Annotated in this window: 22 protein-coding genes; 21 read left to right on the forward strand and 1 reads right to left on the reverse strand. The window is 26.7% G+C overall.

The window, feature by feature from the left end; translation table 11 throughout:
* Positions 1-173: 173 nt before the first annotated feature.
* Entirely contained in the window at positions 174-365 is a 192-nt protein-coding gene (locus tag I4U66_RS01915) for a DUF1450 domain-containing protein (RefSeq protein ID WP_092926666.1), read from the forward strand.
* A gap of 455 nt (positions 366-820) precedes the next feature.
* The gene (locus I4U66_RS14800; protein ID WP_271891992.1) at positions 821-949 is read left to right on the forward strand and encodes a hypothetical protein; all 129 of its coding nucleotides are present in this window, start codon (positions 821-823) and stop codon (positions 947-949) included.
* 51 nt (positions 950-1,000) lie between these two features.
* Here I4U66_RS14800 and I4U66_RS01920 read toward each other — a convergent pair whose 3' ends face one another.
* Entirely contained in the window at positions 1,001-1,525 is a 525-nt protein-coding gene (locus I4U66_RS01920) for a 2'-5' RNA ligase family protein (RefSeq protein ID WP_092926664.1), read from the reverse strand.
* Between the two features lie 225 nt (positions 1,526-1,750).
* Here I4U66_RS01920 and I4U66_RS01925 point away from each other — a divergent pair, with 225 nt between their 5' ends.
* The 19 genes from I4U66_RS01925 (at position 1,751) to I4U66_RS02015 (ending at position 21,394) form a co-directional block, all read left to right on the forward strand.
* Complete coding sequence (locus I4U66_RS01925) at positions 1,751-2,422, forward strand: PspA/IM30 family protein (RefSeq protein WP_092926662.1); 672 nt, start codon at positions 1,751-1,753, stop codon at positions 2,420-2,422.
* Positions 2,423-2,546: 124 nt separating this feature from the next.
* Positions 2,547-3,221: a hypothetical protein gene (locus I4U66_RS01930; protein WP_092926660.1), complete on the forward strand. Its 675-nt coding sequence runs from the start codon at positions 2,547-2,549 to the stop codon at positions 3,219-3,221.
* Entirely contained in the window at positions 3,221-3,859 is a 639-nt protein-coding gene (locus I4U66_RS01935; RefSeq protein WP_207743598.1) for a hypothetical protein, read from the forward strand. Before I4U66_RS01930 ends, I4U66_RS01935 begins: the two co-directional genes overlap by 1 nt.
* A gap of 276 nt (positions 3,860-4,135) precedes the next feature.
* The gene (locus I4U66_RS01940) at positions 4,136-6,631 is read left to right on the forward strand and encodes a heavy metal translocating P-type ATPase (RefSeq protein ID WP_092926656.1); all 2,496 of its coding nucleotides are present in this window, start codon (positions 4,136-4,138) and stop codon (positions 6,629-6,631) included.
* 212 nt (positions 6,632-6,843) lie between these two features.
* On the forward strand, positions 6,844-7,053 hold the full coding sequence (locus I4U66_RS01945) for a cold-shock protein (protein WP_092926654.1): 210 nt from the start codon (positions 6,844-6,846) through the stop codon (positions 7,051-7,053).
* Positions 7,054-7,188: 135 nt separating this feature from the next.
* Positions 7,189-7,854, forward strand: coding sequence for a response regulator transcription factor (locus I4U66_RS01950; protein WP_195928349.1), 666 nt, complete (start codon positions 7,189-7,191; stop codon positions 7,852-7,854).
* Positions 7,838-9,106 (forward strand): sensor histidine kinase, encoded by a 1,269-nt coding sequence (locus tag I4U66_RS01955; RefSeq protein ID WP_195928350.1) that lies wholly within the window; start codon positions 7,838-7,840, stop codon positions 9,104-9,106. The genes I4U66_RS01950 and I4U66_RS01955 overlap by 17 nt, the downstream gene beginning before the upstream one ends.
* A 294-nt stretch (positions 9,107-9,400) precedes the next feature.
* Complete coding sequence (locus I4U66_RS01960; RefSeq protein WP_092926648.1) at positions 9,401-9,610, forward strand: hypothetical protein; 210 nt, start codon at positions 9,401-9,403, stop codon at positions 9,608-9,610.
* 157 nt (positions 9,611-9,767) lie between these two features.
* Positions 9,768-10,289: a TIGR04002 family protein gene (locus I4U66_RS01965; RefSeq protein WP_092926646.1), complete on the forward strand. Its 522-nt coding sequence runs from the start codon at positions 9,768-9,770 to the stop codon at positions 10,287-10,289.
* A 16-nt stretch (positions 10,290-10,305) separates the two neighbouring features.
* Entirely contained in the window at positions 10,306-10,902 is a 597-nt protein-coding gene (locus tag I4U66_RS01970) for a TIGR04100 family radical SAM protein (RefSeq protein WP_092926644.1), read from the forward strand.
* Positions 10,903-11,123: 221 nt separating this feature from the next.
* Complete coding sequence (locus tag I4U66_RS01975; protein WP_092926642.1) at positions 11,124-11,612, forward strand: PTS sugar transporter subunit IIA; 489 nt, start codon at positions 11,124-11,126, stop codon at positions 11,610-11,612.
* 96 nt (positions 11,613-11,708) lie between these two features.
* Entirely contained in the window at positions 11,709-13,148 is a 1,440-nt protein-coding gene (gene nagE / locus I4U66_RS01980; protein ID WP_195928351.1) for an N-acetylglucosamine-specific PTS transporter subunit IIBC, read from the forward strand.
* Positions 13,149-13,367: 219 nt separating this feature from the next.
* A complete protein-coding gene (locus tag I4U66_RS01985; protein WP_092926638.1) occupies positions 13,368-14,222 on the forward strand; it encodes a DUF4438 domain-containing protein in 855 nt (284 codons plus the stop codon).
* 205 nt (positions 14,223-14,427) lie between these two features.
* Positions 14,428-15,372, forward strand: a complete 945-nt coding sequence (locus I4U66_RS01990; RefSeq protein WP_092926636.1) for an L-lactate dehydrogenase — start codon at positions 14,428-14,430, stop codon at positions 15,370-15,372.
* 192 nt (positions 15,373-15,564) lie between these two features.
* Entirely contained in the window at positions 15,565-15,741 is a 177-nt protein-coding gene (locus I4U66_RS01995; protein WP_176698698.1) for a hypothetical protein, read from the forward strand.
* 21 nt (positions 15,742-15,762) lie between these two features.
* Complete coding sequence (locus I4U66_RS02000) at positions 15,763-15,912, forward strand: hypothetical protein (RefSeq protein ID WP_176698697.1); 150 nt, start codon at positions 15,763-15,765, stop codon at positions 15,910-15,912.
* Between the two features lie 239 nt (positions 15,913-16,151).
* A complete protein-coding gene (locus I4U66_RS02005; RefSeq protein ID WP_195928352.1) occupies positions 16,152-17,327 on the forward strand; it encodes an MFS transporter in 1,176 nt (391 codons plus the stop codon).
* 195 nt (positions 17,328-17,522) lie between these two features.
* Entirely contained in the window at positions 17,523-18,863 is a 1,341-nt protein-coding gene (locus I4U66_RS02010) for a uracil-xanthine permease family protein (protein ID WP_195236937.1), read from the forward strand.
* Between the two features lie 149 nt (positions 18,864-19,012).
* Positions 19,013-21,394, forward strand: coding sequence for a PAS domain-containing sensor histidine kinase (locus I4U66_RS02015; RefSeq protein WP_195236938.1), 2,382 nt, complete (start codon positions 19,013-19,015; stop codon positions 21,392-21,394).
* Positions 21,395-21,688 lie beyond the last annotated feature (294 nt).

A 21,688-nucleotide genomic window follows, 5' to 3' on the forward strand; every position in this document is an offset into this window, starting at 1 on the left:
ACTTTATTCATAACAAAGACTAAACTATAATAACATCTTTATTGACAAAAACGCAAGAGAAAATTCAAAAAAATTCAAATTGAATAAAATTTATAAAAATATACAAATGTTTACTGTATATTTTTATAGGGTAATAATAATTTAAAATAATTAATTAAATAAGGAGAATGAAAATGATTAGAGTGTGTCCATATTGCTCAAACGTTGATGTTAATAAATTAAAAGAAATAGCTGGAGAAGAAAATGTAAGTACAGGATGTATAGGTGTTTGTAGAATGTATTCAAAAGAGGCTGTAGCTAAGATTGATGGAAATCTTGTTATAAAGCAAACAGAAAAAGAGCTATTTGATATGATAAAAAAATAAAAAAATACCATGATTAATCATGGTATTTTTTATGCTTAAGGAAATTATGATACTTTAAAAACTGTGTATAATTATTGTAGTCAAGTAATACCAATAAGTTTAGTTGATCGAAAAAAAGATATTTTGAGCAACTGATGAAGTCATTGGCGACACGAAGTGTTTCTCTGACACGTCGCTTAGGCGAAGTAAATTTTTTATCATATATAAAAGGAAAGGGATATATATAAATTAATTAATATATATAATTCAGAAAATCGATAAAAAAATCTATCTATAAATATACAATATAAATTAAAACAAAAACATGGGAAATATTAGTGTGGGTAATATGAACAAAGAAGGCAAAAACAGTTCTTGGAATTACATTTATCTCGTCACTTATGTTGGTAGGATGTAGCTCCACTAAAACTTCAAATGTTGATCAATTTGTAGTACTACAAAATTAAAATGCAAGAATGAATATAAATCTATCAATAGATAATATATATTTTAAGATATCAAAAGGATTTAATACGATAGTAAACTTATACGAAAGTAGTGAAGTAGATAGAGTTGGTGGTCCAAAAATTAGAAACTGTATATAATTATAAAATTCCCCTTTATTTTTTAAAGGGGAATTTTATATAAAAATATATTTATTTGAGAATATATTCTTTGTGAAGTATCCAATTATTATCTATCCACTTATATATTGAAATATTATCAAAACTGCAATAGAAATCACAAGGGATATTATTTACATAATCCCACAGTTCATTAAACTTACTTCTTATTTTTTTAGAACTTATTGTAACATGGAATATTTTATCCTTACCATCATGGCTATCAAAGTTTATATAATTTATAGAGGAAAGTTCATCTATAAGTTTATCATGAACAAATTTAGCATCATTACTCATAAAAACTTTCATATATATAACTCGATCATCAAAATGATCATATCCATGGATTTCATAAGGTGTAGCATCATTAGAATTAGAAAATATATTTAATGTTTTTTCTAATTGCGAAATATCATCACTTTCAAAAGGGGATTTTATAGTAAAGTGAGCAGGCAGTTTAGAAGATTTAACACCAAACTTATCAAAGACATCCTTTCTTAAAGTGTTATTAAATTTGCCTGCATCTTTTTTTAAAACACTAACTATTACATATCTCAAATGTTTACCTCCAAGTATATTTATACTAATTTTTAACAAATATTTCATAAAGAATTCATATAAATATTATAAAATGAAATATAACATATATTTATATATTAAGTTAAAAGGTTACAGTATTTATACCAATTATAGTATAGACACATGTTATATATAAATATACAATATATTATAAGGTCATGATTATCAATGTATAATCACAATAATAAAAGGATGGGATGAAAAATGAGCTTTTTTAAAAGACTAAAAAATATAGTGGATGCAAAGGCTAACAAAGCGTTAGATAAGCATGAAAATCCAATTGAAATGTTAGAACTATCTATAACTAAAAAAGAAAAGTTATTACAAGATGCTAAAAAACAATGTGCAAACTTTATAGCATCAGTAGATGGAATTAGAAATGAGAAAAAAGATATACAAGAAAAAATAGATAAATATGAAGAAGCCACTAAAGTTGCTATACAAAAGGAAGACAATGAAAAAGCGCAAAACTTTGTAAAACAAAAATTAGAACTTCAAGGAAAATTAACTCAAACAGAAGCTAGAATAAAAGAACAAGATGAAAAAATACAACTTGTAAAAAATAAAATATCAGACTTAGAAATAGAAATATCTAAAATGAAATCTAAAAAGCAAGAATTAGCTACAAGACTTGATGTTGCTGAAATAAATAATGATATAAATGAGACATTAGCTGGTTTAAATGATGATCATGGTATAAACTTAGATGAACTAGAAAAGAAAGTTGCTCAAAAGGAAAGCTATGGTAAAGCATTAGAAGATTTAAAACCTAAAGACGAAGATGAACTTTTAGATGAATATATAAGTAGTTCTCCATCAGTTGATGATGAAGTAGCTAAAGAATTAGAAAGAATAAAAGAACAAATGAAAAAATAAGTAGATTATATTAATCTATTTAAATATTTGTAGATGAATGCTTCGTTTAAATACCAAATCATAAAAGTTGGTTATATAGACGAAGCAAATTTTTTTTATTAGTTAATGTAAGGGGTGCAAAGTTATGGCAAATGAAATAATACAAAGCGAAAAAGACAAATATAAAAAGATTTACTCAGATATAATGTTTTCTTATGATGACTTAAGACAAATGTTAGATGAAAATGAATTAAATAAAAGAACATTTATAAATAAAGTTGAAACATTAAAAGATTATATGGACTTTTTAGATAGATTAGAAAGTGAAAGTAAAAAAGATAAAGGCTTTTTTAAAAAATTATTCAGTAAAAGTGATGATATAGAATCAAAAATTAATAATTATTTAACTATAGATAAAAAAAGGGATATAGATAAACTACAAAAGTGTAGCAAATGTAAGTGTATAAATTGTGCATCAAATTGCATGGTTAATTCTTGTTTAAATTGTAGAGAAGAAGAATATGTATATGGATGTGATAAAAAAACTGATGCATTTACTAAAACAAAGGAAACTGTGACTTTATACGATGGTAATAAAGAAATAATATTTAATGTAGCAGGATACTTAATAGAAAAAAGTGATAGCAATATATTTAGATATGTATATTTAATTGATTCAAAAGACTATGATAATCAACATTTATTAAGATACTCTAAATTTAAAGGGGAAGAAAATTATGATTCTGTAATAGTTGATGATAGTCAAGATGAACTTATAAGACTTAATAATAAATTTATAGAACTAGGGCTTACAGTATAGTGAAGAAAAATAAGTTAAGATTATTTCCCCTATTATTAGTAGCTTTATTTACGTTTTTAGTTACATTTAATTCACTCTCAATGATAAAATCAGAGGCCTATGGGAAAGATTTAGGTGAAGTAGCTTACTCAAGAAGTAGGAGCTCTTTTCATTCAAGTAGTTCTAGTAAAAGTTACTCTAAGCCAAAGAGTATAAAGCCAAGTTCTGGTAGTTTTTCTAGTAAACCAAGTAGTAGCTTAAAGAGCAGTAAAAGTAGCAAACCACAAAGTACTATAAAGCCAGATTCAGGAGGCTTTACGACTAAGCCAAGTGATAACAGCAATATAGACAGTAAAACAGATAGCAAATCAAATAGCACTATAAAACCAGACTCAGGAAGTTTTTATACAAAGCCTAAAAATGAAAGTAATGAAAATAATTCTAATACCAATAAAAAATATTATGACTATGATGAGCCTAAATCAAGTAGGCCTATATTTGGAGGAGGATATTATAGCGGAGGATTTAGTCCTTTTGGAAGAATGTTTTATAGTTTTTCAATGAGTTCGTGGATAGTAAAGCTAGTAGTTATATTAACTATAGTAGTAGTGTTATATATAGCAATAGATTTTATAAAAAATAGAAGAGACGGAGATTAATATTAGTAAAGAAAAAACAACCTATGGTAGATAATAAGTCTATACATAGGTTATTTTTTTACAGATAAGGATTTTTTAGTATAAAAGTATTGATAAAAAATAGGTTATAAAATGGATATTTTAAGTATAAGAGGAAATTATTATGATATTAGGAAAGTATATTTTTTATTTGTTAAGTGATAACACTTAAAAATTTATAGACTTATAAAAAATGTTTTAATATACCTATACAGGGTATAGAAAAAATATAATTAAAAAATAAAGGAGTCAAATGACATGGGTAATATAATTACAAAAACGTATAAAGTCACAGGAATGACTTGTGCAGCATGTGCAAAAGCTGTTGAAAGAGCCGTCAAAAAGCTAGATGGAGTACAAAGTCAGAGTATAAACATGGTGACAGAAAAGTTAGAAATAGTATACGATGATAGTAAAGTTGGTTTTGAAGACTTTAAAAAAGCTATACAAAAATCAGGATATGATATATTAGAAGATACAACATATAAAAAGGTTGATTTAAAAATTGGTGGAATGACATGTGCAGCATGTGCAAAAGCTGTTGAAAGAGCTACTAAGAAATTAGATGGAGTAGAAAGTTCAAGTGTGAATATAGCTACAGAAATAGCATCAATAAGTTATGATCCAAGCAAGATTAAATTATCTAAATTAGAAGAAGCTATTAAAAAGTCAGGATATGAAGTATTAGAGAATAATAAAGATAAAAATCAAATAGATGAAGATAAATTAAGAAAAGAAAAAGAAATGAAAACTTTATTTACTAAGTTTATAATAGCTGTAGGATTCTCTATACCACTATTTTATATAGCGATGGGACCTATGATAACAAAACCCTTTGGTCCATTACCAGTACCAAGCATAATAAATCCTAATACAAACCCTTTAAATTATGCACTAATTCAAATGTTACTTGTTATACCTGTAATGGGAGCTGGGTATAAATTCTATGTAAATGGATTTAAAGCATTACTAACAAAAAGTCCTAATATGGATTCTCTAGTTGCAATAGGTACATCAGCAGCATTTTTATATAGTGTATATACAACATTTAAAATAGCAAATTATAATGGACAAATGCCTCACGGACATCATCAGTTATACTATGAAAGTGCAGGAATAATAATTGCTTTAATATTACTTGGGAAATATTTAGAATCAAGATCAAAAGGAAAAACTAGTGAAGCAATAAAAAAACTTATGGGACTTCAACCAAAAACTGCACTTATATTAAAAGGTGATAAAGAAATTGAAGTACCAATAGATGAAGTTGAAGTTGGAGATATAATAATAGTAAAACCAGGTAGCAAGATACCAGTAGATGGTGTTGTAGTAGATGGTACTACATCAGTAGATGAATCAATGCTTACAGGGGAAAGTATACCTGTTGAAAAAAATATTGGTGATAAGGTAACTGGAGCTAGTATAAATAAGCATGGAAGTATAAAATTTAAAGCAGAAAAAGTAGGTAGTGATACAGCTTTATCTCAAATTATAAAATTAGTGGAAGATGCACAAGGCAAAAAAGCACCTATTGCAAAACTTGCAGATACTGTATCAGGATATTTTGTACCAGTTGTTATAATAATAGCTATAGTGTCAGCAGCAGCTTGGGCTTTATTTGGAAATAAAGATTTAGAGTTTGTCTTAACAATATTTATATCTGTATTAGTTATAGCCTGTCCATGTGCATTAGGACTTGCAACACCAACAGCTATAATGGTTGGTACAGGAAAAGGGGCAGAAAATGGAATACTTATAAAAGGTGGAGAAGCTTTAGAATTTGCACATAAAGTAGATACTGTAATATTTGATAAAACAGGAACTATAACTGAAGGTAAGCCAAAAGTAACAGATGTTATAGTAAGTGATGATATAGATGAAAAATATATAATACAAATAGCAGCAAGTGCAGAAAAAACATCAGAACACCCATTAGGGGAAGCTATAGTTAAGTATGGTGAAGAAATAGGAATAAAATTTGTAGAAGTTAAAAACTTTAAAGCTATACCAGGACATGGTATAGAAGTAAACATAGATAATAAAAATATATTACTTGGTAATAAAAGATTAATGGAAAGTAGAGATATAAGTCTAGAATCTCTACATAAAAAATCTGATAGGTTAGCACAAGAAGGAAAAACACCTATGTATATAGCTATAGAAAATAATATAGCTGGAATAATAGCAGTTGCCGATACTGTTAAAGAAAATAGTAAAAAAGCAGTAGACAAATTACATGAAATGGGAATAAAAGTAGCTATGGTAACAGGAGATAATAAAAAGACTGCCAATGCTATAGCTAGAGAGGTTGGAATAGATATAGTAGTATCAGAAGTATTACCTCAAGATAAATCAAATGTAGTTAAAAATCTTCAAAATGAAGGTAAGTTTGTTGCTATGGTTGGAGATGGTATAAATGATGCACCAGCACTAGCACAAGCTAACGTAGGTATAGCTATAGGAAATGGAACAGATGTGGCTATGGAATCTGCAGATATTGTTTTAATGAAAAGTGATTTAATTGATGTATGTAATGCAATAAAACTAAGTAATGAGACAATTAAGAATATAAAAGAAAACTTATTCTGGGCATTTGGATACAATACAATAGGAATACCAATAGCAGCAGGGCTACTTTATATATTCGGAGGACCGCTACTAAATCCAATGTTTGCAGCAGCAGCTATGAGTTTAAGTTCAGTATCAGTAGTAAGTAATGCACTTAGACTAAAAAACTTTAAAACATACAAATAATAAAAAAGAGTTACCTTAAGTAACTCTTTTTAGTTTATAAAAAATTAATTTAAAATAGTGTAAAATGATGAAAATAAAGTTTATAAATTAGACAAGCTATTATTTGGTATTAGTAAATCAAAACAAGATGAACTTTAAATAGTTAATAGTATAAAATATATAAGTAAAGAAATAATATTATTAATTAAAATAATATTAAAGGAGTAGACAAAATGGCAAAGTTCAACGGTGTAGTAAAGTGGTTTAATAGTGTAAAAGGATATGGTTTTATAACTTGTGATACTGGTGAAGACGTATTTGTTCACTTTACAAATATAAAAGAAGAAAATGATGAAAAAAATTTACATGAAGGTGAAGAAGTTAGCTTTGATATGGTAGAGGCTCCAAAAGGAATGTCAGCTATAAATGTACACAAATTATAAAAATAAGGAACTATCAATTGATAGTTCCTTATTTTTAATTACGGAAAAAATTATATACTTCATAAAAAATTCATATAGTTATAAATTAATTATGATAAAATTAAATATAAATAAAGATCAAATGGAGTTGATAAAATGAGTGAATCTATATTAGTTATTGAAGATGATTCAGATATACAAGAACTCATAGTTGAGTTTTTAGGTTCTAAGGGATATAAAATAGACTCAGCTAATGATGGAGTAGAAGGTATACAAAAGTTTAAGGAAAAAGAATATGATTTAATAATACTTGATATTATGATGCCAAATTTAGATGGACATTCAGTATGTAAAATGATTAGAAAAAATTCAAATGTACCTATAATATTTTTAACAGCATTAACTGACGAATCAGATCAGATAAAAGGGTTTGATTTAGAGTGTGATGATTATATAACAAAGCCTTTTTCATTTAAGTTACTTATAAAAAGAGTAGAAGCAGTGCTTAGAAGGACATCACAAACTAGTAGTGACTGTTTAATCTTTGAAGACTTAAAATTAGATTTAAATACGTATACAGCAAAAATAAAAGAAGAAACTATAGAACTTACTTTAAAGGAATTTAATATACTTAAGACTTTAATAGAAAAATATCCACAAGTGGTAACTAGAGAAAGTTTATTAGATAGTATATGGGGATATGACTATTATGGAGATACAAGAATAGTTGATGCACATATAAAAAATATAAGAAAAAAAATAGTATTGCCATATATAAAAACAGTAAAAGGTATAGGATATACTCTTGAAAAAGATATTTAGTAAATGGGAAAAATTAAATATAAAGTATAAACTATTTACAATAACAACAGGGTTATTACTAGCATTAGCTATAATAATATACCTAATCTTATATTTTTTATTACCAACATATTATTATGAGTATAAAATAGGGAATTTCGAAAAAAGTGTAGCACGACTTAAGAAAGAATCAGTATTTTATACAACGGATGAATTAAAAGAGAAGCTACATCAACTAGAAGCGAGTCAAAATCTATCTGTTCTTTTAACTAACCAAAGTGGAAGAAGAATTTATGGTAGAACAGAATTATTAATACTTAATCATAGTAAATATGTAATAAATAATAGTAGAGAATACCCTAAGAACATTACTATATATACTAAAGATTCAATACTCCCATATAATTTAAGTATAGTAATGCCGCTTCAGCCTATAGATGAAGCTACTGAGGTTATAAGAAATCTTATGCCATATATTATAGGGGTAGCTATATTAATAGCTATAATAGGTGCATACATATATACAAAAGTAATAACTAAACCTTTGATAGATATAATAGAAACTGAAAGAGAAGCTGAAAATAAAAGAAAAGAATTTATAGCTACTATATCTCATGAACTAAAAACGCCAATAACTATAATAAGTGGACAACTAGAAGGTATGATTTATAATATAGGGAAATATAAAGATAGAGATTTATATTTAGAAAAATCATATGATACTACACAAGAGTTAAAAGAATTGGTAAATGAGATGATAGAAGTATCAAAATGTGAAATATTAGAAACTGATTTGACTTTAGATACTGTTAATTTAAGCAATATGGTTGAAAATATAATAAAAAGACAAGCATTTTTAATAGAAGATAAAAATTTAAATACAGTAATAGATATAGAAAAAGATTTGTATGTAAAATGTGATGCAGATAGAATAAAAAAAGCAATAAGTAATATAATAAACAATGCTATAAAATATTCACCAAATAAAGAAACTATAATAGTGAAGCTGTATACTAAAAGTGTAAAAATTGCTAGAAGAAAAACTGATTCAAAAATATATTTAGAAGTCGAAAATACAGGCATTACTATAGATAAAAAATATCTAAATGAGATATTTAAGCCATTTTTTAGAGTAGAAAAATCAAGATCTAGAAAAACTGGAGGAAGTGGGCTAGGGTTATATTTAGTTAGTAAAATACTTCAAAGTCATGGATTTAAGCATAACATAAAAAATAAAGAGAATTCAGTAATATTTACTATAGAGTTTAATTAAACTTTCAAAGTTCATTCACTTAAAACTCATATTAAATTCATATTAAAAAGTTAATATATAAGTATAGAAAGACTAGCTTAAAAACCATAATATAATACCCTAAAATAATGGCAACACTCCCTCACATCCTCCTATGGGTTGCCATTATTTATATCCCCTATATTTTATATAGGGGATATTTTTAATTGTAAGTAAAATGTATAATTTATAAAATAATAAATTAGATTTTGTACAAAAAAAGAAAGTAATAATTTTTAATAAAATGCAAAAAATAATATAAATAAAGGAGGATATATGACTACTATGAAAAATTATATGAATAATATGAAAAATGATATGGAAAAAAGACTTGATGGAGCTAAAGAAAAAGCAGAAGATGTAAAAGAAAATGTACTAGGATTTATGGCTAATATGGAAAATCAAGTGGAAGATGGAATGGAAAGATATAAAGAAAAAAAATTTGCTAAAAATTTAAAAAAACAAATGGAAAAAGAACATAAATAAATACCTAAAAGAGCTAAATTATTTAGCTCTTTTAATATTTAAATAAAATTGTATCATTACATTTTATATTTATTATATATTTAAGATCCATATATGGAAATTGTATGGGTTAGGTAGTAATATTTAATTAGGATTCATTAAAAGTGGAGGAATAATTATGGATAGAATGAATGAAGTAAGTAAAACTAAAACAAAATTTTTAGTGACATCATCTTTATTTGCCGCACTAGTTTGTTTAACAACAGCATATATATTACATATTCCAGTAGGAGCTAATGGAGGGTATGTTCATATAGGGGATTCATTTATATATTTAGCAGCAGCTATACTTCCTACTCCTTACGCAATGATTTGTGCAGCAATAGGAGCTGGAATGGCAGATTTAGTTAGTGGTGCAGCTATATGGCTAATACCAACAATAATAATAAAGCCAATATTAGTATTATTTATAAGCTCAAATAGCGAAAAAATAATAACTAAAAGAAATATAATAGGAAGCTTTATTGCGGGATTTGTAGGATGGTTTTTATATATGATAGCAGGGGGAATTATATCAGGTACATTTGTAGGTGCATTTGTATTGTCTCTTGTAGGTTTTGTACAACCAATAGGAAGCTTTATAGTGTTTTTATTAATTGGAAGTACTTTTGATAAATTAGAAATAAAGAAAAAATTTTAATAAAAAGGAGATAGATATGAATATATTATATACAATAGGTGATAGTCTTTATGTAAACTTAACTAATAAATGTCCATGTAGATGTATATTTTGTATAAGAGATGAGAAGGATGAAATTGAAAAAAGTGGAAGTTTATGGCTAGAACATGAACCAAGTATTGACGAAATAAAGGAAGCTTTTAAAAATTATAATTTAAGCGATTATAATGAAGTTGTATTTTGTGGATATGGAGAACCCTTAGTTAGACTAGACGAAGTAATAGAAATTAGTAAGTTTATAAAAGAAAAAAGTAATGTAAAAGTTAGGGTTAATACCAATGGTTTAAGTGATTTGATTCATAAAAAGAAAACAGCAATACTATTAAAGGATAATATAGATTCTATATCAATTAGCTTAAATGCTCCAAATAAAGAGGTTTATACAAAGGTTACAAGACCTAAATACGGGGAAGTATCATTTGAATATATGATAAATTTTGCAAAAGAATGTAAAGAGTATATAAGTGAAGTAGCTTTTTCCGTTGTAGATGAAATATCGCAAGAAGAAATAGAAATGTCAAAAGTGTTAGCAAATAAGCTTGGAATAGATTTAAAAGTAAGAAATAAAAATTAAAATACTTAGAGTACACTAAAAAACTATAAAAATAAATTTATTTTTATAGTTTTTTAGTATATATAATAATAAATAAGTATTAAAATATAAATTTAAATTCAATGGGGAATATTTCATAAAAAGTAAAAAAAATATAAAAAAAGTATAAAATTTGACGGTATTTATGGTAAACTACAACTAAAAAGAAAATTAAATTAACAAAAGAACAGGAGCAAAGAGCAATGGGAATATTTGATATCTTCAAAAAGAAAAATAAAAGCAGTATTATATTATCGCCTACAAATGGTGAAATATTAGAGTTATCATATGTACCAGATGAGGTATTTTCCAACAAGATTATGGGAGATGGATTTGCTATAAAGTCAAATGATGGGGTTATAGTATCACCAGTAGATGCAACAGTTGAGATGATATTTGATACTAAACATGCTATGGGGTTAAAAACTGATGATGGTTTAGAATTACTTATACATTTAGGAATAGATACAGTGAATTTAAAAGGTGAAGGTTTCGAGATATTCACAAATGTTGGAGATAAAGTTAAAGCAGGAGATAAAATAATGAAAATGGATGTTGACTTTATAAAAAATAATGCAACATCGGATATAAGTCCTATAATATTTACTAGTTTAGAAGATGGACAGTCTGTAAAAATTGTAACAGGTGCTGTAGAAGCTAAAGAAGAAAATAGAATAGAAATAGTTAAATAACTAACAAATAGGGGGGTCTTTAGATATATCTAAGGACCTTTTATATGTAATAAAATTAAATTAAAATAAATAATGACATCAACAGGAGGAAATTATATGCTTAAATTTTTACAGCGTATAGGTAAATCACTTATGTTACCTATAGCGGCACTACCAATAGCAGGTATTATGCTAAGAATTGGACAACCTGATGTAATAAAAGCATTGTATGCAGTGCCATTTATGTCTCAAATACTTCCATTTTTTGGAGCAGCAGGGTCTGCATTATTTGATAATTTACCATTATTATTTGCGCTAGGAGTTGCAGTTGGTTTATCTGATGATCAAAATGGTGCATCAGCTCTAGCAGGTGTTATATCTTATTTAACTTTAACTAATGTTACTACTAAATACTGGGGTATAAATTTTGCACCAGAAATAGCATCAACATTAAATATATCATTTTTAGGAGGTATACTAGCAGGTTTAATAGGTGGATTATCATATAATAGATATAGAAAAGTTCAACTGCCAGAATTTTTAGCATTCTTTGGTGGAAGAAGAGCAGTTCCTATAATGTCTGGATTAATATCAGCTATAGTAGCTATACCTTTAGCTATAGTTTGGCCTAGTATTCAAGCTTTTTTAGGAGATATATCAGCAGCTATAGCAGGGTTTGGAGCTATGGGAGCAGCATTATATGGATTCTTTAATCGTCTATTAATACCAATGGGACTTCATCATGTATTTAATTCATTCTTCTGGTTCCAATTAGGAAACTTTAATGGGACAACAGGAGATTTAAACAGATTCTTTGCAGGAGATCCTACAGCAGGACACTTTATGGCAGGATTTTTCCCAGTAATGATGTTTGGTTTACCAGCAATAGCATTTGCTATATACTGTGCAGCTAAGAAAGAAAAGAAAAAAGCAGTAGCAGGTATGCTTTTATCTTTAGGACTTACAGCTTTATTAACAGGTGTTACAGAGCCACTTGAATTTTTATTTATATTTTTATCACCAGCATTATTAGTAGCACATGCAATACTTACAGCAATATCTATGTTTATTACAGATTCACTAGGAGTACTTCATGGGTTTACATTTTCAGCAGGAGCGATAGACTATTTACTAAACTTTAACTTAGCTACTAATCCAATATATATATTACTAGTAGGGCTTGGAATTGGTGCTTTATACTTTGTAGTATTTTACTTTTTAATAGTTAAGCTAGATTTACCAACTCCAGGTAGAGAAGATGATGATGAACTTAGTTCAAATCCAATACAAAATAGTGAAGTAGCAGCAACTAGTGAAGATGAAATATCTAGAAAATATATAGAATATCTAGGTGGAGATGAGAATATAATTAAGGTTGAAAACTGTGCAACTCGATTAAGATTAGAACTAGTTGATACTGATAAAATGAATGAAAGAGGTTTAAAATTATTGGGAGCAAAAGGTGTTGTTAAATTAAACAAGACTAGTGCTCAAGTTATAGTTGGTACGAAAGTTGAATTCGTAGCTGATGGAATAAATGAAAGTCTTAGAAAATAATAAGGATATCTAAACTTAGGTATCCTTATTTATAATATAGTGAATTTTAAATTCTATTAATTTTAAAAGATTTAAGCGAAGGTTTTTCTTAGTGAATACTAAGAAAAAGTGTAGGTAGTATGAGTAAAGTCAATTTTTGTTGTTCAACTTTTACCAAAATATAGCTATAATATAAAATAAATGAAAATAAAAAATTATCTAAAAATAGGAGGGGGATATATGTTAAATACTAATAAAGAACATGTAGTTAAATGGTCAGTACAAGGTAAAATTCATCATCCAATAGGTGGAAACTATAGAATAAGTTATGATGGAAAACCTATGATACTTCCAGCAACAGGTGGAATATCATATAATGTATCTGTTGGTGATAGTGTTTTTAATTGGGCAGGTGACCATGTAGAGCCAGGTGTATCTATAAGAAATGAAAATAGTTCAGAAAATGCAGCATTAATGACATTTGCATGTATTGGAAATGAAGCTAAAATAGTATCAGGGGATGCTAAAGGTAAAAAGGGATATGTAACAGGCATGCATGGAGGTATAGACCATGTGTTAATATATTTCGATGATGAAACTTTAGAAGATTTAGCAATCGATGATAAAATAATGGTAAAAGCATATGGACAAGGGCTTAAGTTAAATAATTATGAAAATGTACACATAATGAATATAGATCCTAATTTATTTGAAAAATTAAACATAAAAGAAGAAAATGGAAAGCTTAAAGTTAATGTTGTAGGAAAAGTTCCAGCATATTTAATGGGGTCTGGTATAGGTTCTAAAAGTGCTGCTACAGATGGTGATTATGACATAATGACAGCTGATATGGAAGAAATAAAGAGATTAGGGCTTGATAAGTTAAAATTTGGTGATTTAGTATTACTTCAAGATTGTGATAACACATATGGTGTAGGATATTTAAAAGGTGCTGTAAGTATAGGAGTTGTAGTTCATAGTGATTGTGTGAAATCAGGTCATGGGCCAGGGGTAACAGTTATAATGACTTGTAAAGATGACACTATAGAAGGTATTATAGATGAAAATGCTAATATAAAAAATTATATGAAATAAAAAAAAAGGTCTTCTATTTAAATAGAAGACCTTTTTTTGAGTTAAAAGTAAGTATATCTATAGCTACTAAAAAATAAATATTTTATTTTAATATATGAGAATATGTATATCCAAAAAAGTGAAATCTATTATAAAAACAATTTTAAAGATTTAAAATTTGCAAAAAATGGTATATAATATGAAAAGACTAACTAGGAGGGGCCAAATGAATAAAAGTAAAGTTGTAATAGTAGGAACAGGAATGGTGGGAATGAGCTATGCTTATTCAATGGTGAACCAAGGAACATGCGAAGAATTAGTACTTATAGATTTAGATAAAAAAAGAGCTGAAGGAGAAGCTATTGATTTAAATCATGGACTTAGCTTTGCACCAAGAAAAATGAAGATATATGCGGGGGATTATAGCGATTGTAGTGATGCCTACATAATATGCATAACAGCAGGTGCTATACAAAATGAAGGAGAGACAAGATTAGACTTATTACATAAAAATACAAAAATAATGAAGTCTATAATAGGAGAAATAAAAAAGACAGGCTTTAAAGGAATATTATTAATAGCTACAAATCCAGTTGATATAATGACTTATGTATCATGGAAATTATCTGGTTATGATAAATCGAAAGTCATAGGATCAGGAACGACACTAGATTCAGCTAGACTTAGATATACATTAGGTGAAAGATTAAATGTAAATCCTAAAGATATAAATGCATATGTAATGGGTGAACATGGAGATTCTCAATTTGTAGCTTGGAGTTATGCACTTTGTGGATTACAACCAATATATCAAATAGCATCTAGAAAAGATAAGAATATAGATTTTGATGATTTAGAAAAAATAGAAGATGAAGTTAGAAATATAGCTTATAAAATAATTGATTGTAAAAAGTCGACATATTATGGTATAGGAATGGCTTTAACTAAGATAACTAAAGCTATACTTGAAAATGAAAATACAGTACTTACAGTATCATCATATTTAAATGGAGAATATGGAAATGAAGACGTGTATATAGCAGTTCCAAGTATAGTAAATAAAGATGGAGTAAGAGAAGTGATACATTTACCACTTGATGCTACAGAAAAAGAAAAGTTAAATGATTCTATAAAGATAATGAAAGAAAATATAAAAAAATTAGACTTATAAAAATAAATAATTAAAAGCGCTACTTAATTTTAAGTAGCGCTTTTAATTATTTATAGTTATGTAATAGTATATGAAATATTTAGAGTATTAGTTTAAACAAATTTATCTAAAATATAAAAAAACTTATAATAATAAAACTTCAATATATGGATAACTTAAAAGTAAGCACAATTTAAAAGAAAGGATAAAGTTATGAAAAAAGAAGTTAAAGTAAATGAAGGAAGGTCAGATAATAATCCACATATGGATAAGTTATTAAAAGAAAATAAAAATAGAATGGAAATTGCAAAAGAAATAAGTACTAATAAAAAAATAGGTGACATAGTAGGCGAAAGATTAGCTAAAAAACATCATTTCCCACCATGTTAAATTAAATTTAGGAGGAAACTAATGGAGAATAAATTTTCAAATGGACATTATAAAGACGCAATTGAGTATGCAAAATATATACTTTCAAATAGTTCCTCTATAAAAGAAATAGCTGAGAATATAAATGAATTAGAAAAAGAAGACGATAATAAAAAAGTAAGTGATAATTAAATTAGTAACACAATAATATAGTTATAAAATAGTAGGTTAATTAATATTTATATTAAATAACCTACTATTTTATTTGAATAAATTATTTAAGTAGGCGCATTTAGATATATAAATTATTGAAAAATATAAATAGAAATACTAATATTAATTATTAATGAATGAGGTAATAGAGTTTAGGGGGGATTATTATTAATAAATTACTTAATACATATAAAGGACTCCCAAAAGAGATATACATATTGTTTATAGGTAAAATAGTAAATAGTATAGGTTCTTTTGTACATCCTCTTATGTCATTGATACTTACACAAAAAATAGGAATGTCAGCTTTTGAAGCCGGTCAATTTGTGACAATGCTTGCAGTATTTCAGGCTCCATGTATGATAACTGGAGGAAAGTTAAGTGATACGATTGGAAGAAGAAAAGTTATAATAACATTTCAAGCTTTAGGTGCACTTATGTTAATTATATGTGGGCTTATGGATACTACTGTATTAACAGCTAAGATAATGATATTATCATCATGTTTTTATTCAATATCATCACCTGCTTATGATGCGTTAAATGCAGATTTAACTAATGAAGGAAATAGAAAAGAATCATACTCACTATTGTATATGGGAGTGAATATTGGTTTTTCTATAGGTCCAATACTTGGTGGATTTTTATATAAAGATTATTTATTTTTAATATTTATAGGAGATGCTATAACTACCTTAATAGCCTTAACACTATTTATATTTTATGTAAAAGAGCCAACAAAAATTAAAAAAAGCAATGTAATAGAGTCAAAAGAAATATATAATGATGAATATAAAGATTTTTCTACTTTAAAAGTATTAATTAAAAGACCTATACTAATAGCATTTCCTATTATAATGCTATTATATCAATTTTCATATTCTCAATGGGGATTTTCTCTTCCTCTTCAAATGGGAGAAATATTTGGAGAGGATGGGGCAAGATTGTATGGATTATTAGGAGGATTAAATGGATTTATAGTAATTATATTAACTCCTATACTCACTAGTAAAACTAAAAAATATAAATCTATGAACATTATGTCTATAGGAGGAATTTTATATGGGTTATGTTTTTTAGTGGTTAGTTTTTCAAAAGTGATGCCATTATTTTTCCTAGCAATAATATTATTAACTATAGGCGAAGTTTTAATAGCTATTAATAGTTCGGCTTTTATAGCGAACAATACTCCTATATCTCATAGGGGAAGGATAAGTTCTGTAATACCATTAATTACTGGAATGGGATATGCAATGGGACCTATGATAATGGGGAAAATTATAGATTCAAGCTCTATATCTATAGGGTGGATAGTAGTTATGTTGGCTTCTTTTATAGGAGCATTCGGACTTTTAATATTAAAAAAACTTAAATTAGAAATAAATGAAGAATAACTAGTATAAAAAATAGAAATTAATATGAATATTAAGAATAAAGTACTTATTAAATCGTACTTAAATAGATAAAATTTAAAAAAAGTTCATAAATTATTGAAAAAAAATACTGTTATGCTATAATTAACCTATAAATACGAATTATTAAATAAATTTGTGGAATAATAATCGGTTTCATAGGGGAGGAAATATAAAATGAAGAATCAAAGTTCGGTTATTTATCAACTAGATGGTAAGCCAAAATTAACAGAAGCTATACCCTTAGGTCTTCAGCATATACTCGCGATGTTTGTTGGAAATGTTACACCACTTATAATAATTTCTAATATACTTAACTTGTCATTAGCTGATAAAACTTCTTTAATACAATGTGCTATGTTTGTATCTGGAATAGTAACATTAATACAATGTTATAAAGTTGGTCCATTTGGAGCAAGGTTACCAATAGTTATGGGAACTAGTTTTGGGTTTGTACCAGTACTTACAGCAATAGGTGCTAAGTATGGATATGAAACGATACTTGGAGCATGTCTAGTAGGTGGGCTTATAGAAGTAATGTTTGGTCAAAGTATGAAAAAATTAAGGAGATTTTTCCCGTCAGTGGTAACAGGAACAGTAGTTTTAGCTATGGGTATATCTTTACTTCCAACAGGTATAAATTATTTTGCAGGTGGAGTAGGAGCTAGTGACTTTGGTTCAATATCAAATCTTATATTAGGAACAGTAGTTTTACTAACTGTATTAATTTTTAATCAATATACTAAAGGGATAACTAGTTTAGCATCAATACTTATAGGACTTATAGTTGGATATATAGTAGCAATACCAATGGGAAAGATAGATTTTTCGCAACTATCTCAGATGTCTATGATATCTGTTCCAATGCCGTTTACATTCGGGTTTGAATTCCATCTAGACGCAATATTTGCAGTAGCTTGTGTATTTATAGTTTCAGCTGTTGAGACAGTAGGGGATATAACATCAATAGCCCATTCAGGGATAGGAAGAGATGCTACTGATAAAGAAATAGCAGGTGGAGTTATGGCAGATGGTATAGGAAGTGTTATAGGGGCAATGTTTAGTGTACTTCCAAATACTTCGTTTGGCCAAAATGTAGGGATTATAGCCATGACTAAAGTTATAAATAGAAATGTAGTAGCAACAGGTGCAGTATTTTTAATATTAGCAGCAGTATTTCCAAAATTTGGAGCAATAATATCTTTAATGCCTTCAAGTGTATTAGGTGGAGCTAGTGTAATGATGTTTGCAATGATTGCAGTTAGTGGGATAAAGCTTATAACTAGTGAGCCTCTTAATAATAGAAATAGCACAATAGTAGCACTTTCATTAGGAGTTGGCGTTGGATTATCATTTGTTCCAGGAGTTCTTTCTAATATGCCAGAATCTATACAATTAATATTTGGAGATTCAGGACTTGTATTAGTTGCAATTATAGCAGTAGTTTTAAATATAGTACTTCCAAAAGAAGAAAAATCTGTAGAATTAGAAGTTAAATTAGAAGGTCAAATATCTTAATACAAAATAAAAGATAGTTATTTTTATATGTAAAAATAGCTATTTTTTTATAAAAAACTTTATATATATGTGTTAAAATTTTATTTAAATTTAGGTATAAGTTATATATAATTATAATAGGGAAAGATATAACAGGGGGAAATATACCGATGAAAAGGATATTTAATAAATTAAATGAGAATATAATAATTATAAATAATAAAGGAGATATATTATTTTGTAATGAAGTATTATTAGAAAAATTAGGGTATAAACAAGAGGATATAATACAAAATAATATAAATAATATTTTATATAATATAGAAGATATTGATTGTATAAAAAAAGAAGAAAATATAGATTTGTTGTTTTATAGAAAGACAAAAGACATTGTCAAATTTAACTGTGATATAATAATAGATTTTTTTGAAGAAAAAGAAGTAATTTTTATATTATGTAAAGAAATAAGCAAATCATATACAATAGAAGACTTAGATAATCTACTAGATAGTATACCGATAGGATTATGGATTAAGAATATAGATGGTAAATATTTATACTCAAATAGATATCTAGCAAGTCTTGCCAACAAAGAAAAAGAAAATATGATAGGAAATTATGATATAGATAATTTTAAAGATGAATATGCACATTTATATAAAGAGGTAGATGAAGAGGTAATAAATACAAAAAAGCCAAGGCTACTTGAAGAAGCTATAATAGTAAATGGAATAAGCAAAGAGTTTGAATCGTATAAGGCACCTATACTTGGTGAAAATGAAGATGTAATTTATACGGTAGGAGCTACAAGGGATATAAGTTTGAGAAAAAAGATAGAAAAGCAGGTATTTAATAACCACAATCAAGTATCAACTTTGAATAATATTTTAAATAGATCTAATCGTGATATAAAAGGATTATTAGAAAATGGTTGTTATGAGCTCTTAAAATACTTAAGTATTGATGGAATATCTATATGGTTGTATGATAAAGATAAAAAAGAATTAAAATCATATATAAGAAGAGGTTATTCTGTTGTATCACAGCATGAAGGTATAATAAAGCTAGGTAAAGATACAATAGAGTTGGAAATTTTTAATAATATGTCAGATGGCTTAAGGGATATAAATGAAGTAAGCCATATAGATATATGTAAAAAAATGGAAAATGATGGAGTGAAATACATAGGAACTTATAAAATAAAATTAAGAGATGACATTATAGGCATATTAACTATATATTATAAATATGATAATAAACCACCAGAATATGACCAAAGTAATTTTATAAAAGCTATATGTGGTCAGATGGCTATATTAATCAAAAACTTAAAACTCACTAATGAAATAAAAATAGAAAATAAAAAAAGAAGCAATACAGAAAGAGAATTGGCATTGTTTTTAGAAACAGCAGTTGATTTAGTAGGGGTTATAGATGAAAATGGATATTTTAAAAAAGCAAACTCAAAATGGAGTGAAGTATTAGGATGGACAGAAGAAGAATTAATAAATATTAATTTAAAAAATTTACTACATCCTGAAGATATGAAAAAGGTATTACCAGTTAAAGATTTTAAAAAAGGTTCTAAATTTAGAAAAAATGTTAAGTATAGATATTTAAACAAAAATGGTAAATATATATGGTTACATATAGGTAGCAAGTATGTAGAGGAAGAAAATCATTTTTTAGTTACAGGAAGAGATATAACAAAAGAAATGTATGTTGAAGAACAAACTAAAAAACTAGAAAAAGCTATTGAAATAGAGAGTATGAAAAATGAATTTTTCTCTAATATATCACATGAATTTAAAACTCCACTTAATATAATACTTGGGAGCATGCAGTTATTAAATCAAAGTATATATAAAAATAGCATAACTACTGAAAAACTTATTAATCATATAAGTACAATAAAGCAAAATTCTTATAGACTTTTAAGACTTGTAAATAATCTTATAGATATAAGTAAAATAGAAACAGGATACTATGAATTACAACTTTCTAATAATAATATAGTTAATATAATAGAGGATATAACTCTATCAGTTGTAAATTATGTAGAGTGTAAAAATATAAATTTAATATTTGATACTGATACAGAGTGTGAAATATTAGCATGTGACCCTGATAAAATAGAGAGGGTTATGCTAAACTTATTATCAAATGCAATAAAATATACAGGAGAATATGGAGAAATAATAGTAAGTTTAAAATCAGATGGTAAAAAGGTAATAGTATCTGTAAAAGATAATGGGACTGGAATACCTAAGGATAAAATAGGAATTATATTTGATAGATTTGGACAAGTAAATGATGCACTAATAAAAAGAAGAGAAGGTAGTGGAATTGGTTTATCCTTAGTTAAATCTTTAGTAGAAATGCATGGAGGTTCTATAAGGGTAGAAAGTGAATTAAATATAGGAAGTGAATTTATATTTGAAATACCTGTATCTTTAATTGAAGATGAAGAAGTAACTATATTAGATAAAAATTTAAGAGATTCACAAATAGAAAAGTGTAATATAGAGTTTTCAGATATATATAATATTTAAAAATATATATAATAAATTAATGAATAATTAATTATAAACCATGAAGGTTTTCACTAGCTAAAGTGAAAACCTTTTTTGAATTATATTATTATTATCGATGCTTTGTATAGTTGCTTACGCAGACTATAAATGTATTTATAGTAAATTAGATAGAAAATAAATGGAATATGGAGTTTACTGATAATAATTAAAGAATATAAAATATACATCTTATATGCTTTAATTTACAAAAAGTAATGTATAGAATCTTAAAAAAGTAGATATATCAAGTAATAAAAAATATTTGATATATCT

This window comes from Romboutsia sp. D33t1_170424_H2 (assembly GCF_015669105.1).
GTDB lineage: Bacteria > Bacillota > Clostridia > Peptostreptococcales > Peptostreptococcaceae > Romboutsia_C > Romboutsia_C hominis.

Bases quoted from the DNA above. Each gene is read 5' to 3' on its own strand.
- I4U66_RS01915 (WP_092926666.1), top strand. From the start codon at position 174: ATGATTAGAGTGTGTCCATATTGCTCAAACGTTGATGTTAATAAATTA.
- I4U66_RS14800 (WP_271891992.1), top strand. From the start codon at position 821: ATGAATATAAATCTATCAATAGATAATATATATTTTAAGATATCAAAA.
- I4U66_RS01925 (WP_092926662.1), top strand. From the start codon at position 1,751: ATGAGCTTTTTTAAAAGACTAAAAAATATAGTGGATGCAAAGGCTAAC.
- I4U66_RS01930 (WP_092926660.1), top strand. From the start codon at position 2,547: ATGGCAAATGAAATAATACAAAGCGAAAAAGACAAATATAAAAAGATT.
- I4U66_RS01940 (WP_092926656.1), top strand. From the start codon at position 4,136: ATGGGTAATATAATTACAAAAACGTATAAAGTCACAGGAATGACTTGT.
- I4U66_RS01945 (WP_092926654.1), top strand. From the start codon at position 6,844: ATGGCAAAGTTCAACGGTGTAGTAAAGTGGTTTAATAGTGTAAAAGGA.
- I4U66_RS01950 (WP_195928349.1), top strand. From the start codon at position 7,189: ATGAGTGAATCTATATTAGTTATTGAAGATGATTCAGATATACAAGAA.
- I4U66_RS01960 (WP_092926648.1), top strand. From the start codon at position 9,401: ATGACTACTATGAAAAATTATATGAATAATATGAAAAATGATATGGAA.
- I4U66_RS01965 (WP_092926646.1), top strand. From the start codon at position 9,768: ATGGATAGAATGAATGAAGTAAGTAAAACTAAAACAAAATTTTTAGTG.
- I4U66_RS01970 (WP_092926644.1), top strand. From the start codon at position 10,306: ATGAATATATTATATACAATAGGTGATAGTCTTTATGTAAACTTAACT.
- I4U66_RS01975 (WP_092926642.1), top strand. From the start codon at position 11,124: ATGGGAATATTTGATATCTTCAAAAAGAAAAATAAAAGCAGTATTATA.
- nagE (WP_195928351.1), top strand. From the start codon at position 11,709: ATGCTTAAATTTTTACAGCGTATAGGTAAATCACTTATGTTACCTATA.
- I4U66_RS01985 (WP_092926638.1), top strand. From the start codon at position 13,368: ATGTTAAATACTAATAAAGAACATGTAGTTAAATGGTCAGTACAAGGT.
- I4U66_RS01990 (WP_092926636.1), top strand. From the start codon at position 14,428: ATGAATAAAAGTAAAGTTGTAATAGTAGGAACAGGAATGGTGGGAATG.
- I4U66_RS01995 (WP_176698698.1), top strand. From the start codon at position 15,565: ATGAAAAAAGAAGTTAAAGTAAATGAAGGAAGGTCAGATAATAATCCA.
- I4U66_RS02000 (WP_176698697.1), top strand. From the start codon at position 15,763: ATGGAGAATAAATTTTCAAATGGACATTATAAAGACGCAATTGAGTAT.
- I4U66_RS02010 (WP_195236937.1), top strand. From the start codon at position 17,523: ATGAAGAATCAAAGTTCGGTTATTTATCAACTAGATGGTAAGCCAAAA.
- I4U66_RS02015 (WP_195236938.1), top strand. From the start codon at position 19,013: ATGAAAAGGATATTTAATAAATTAAATGAGAATATAATAATTATAAAT.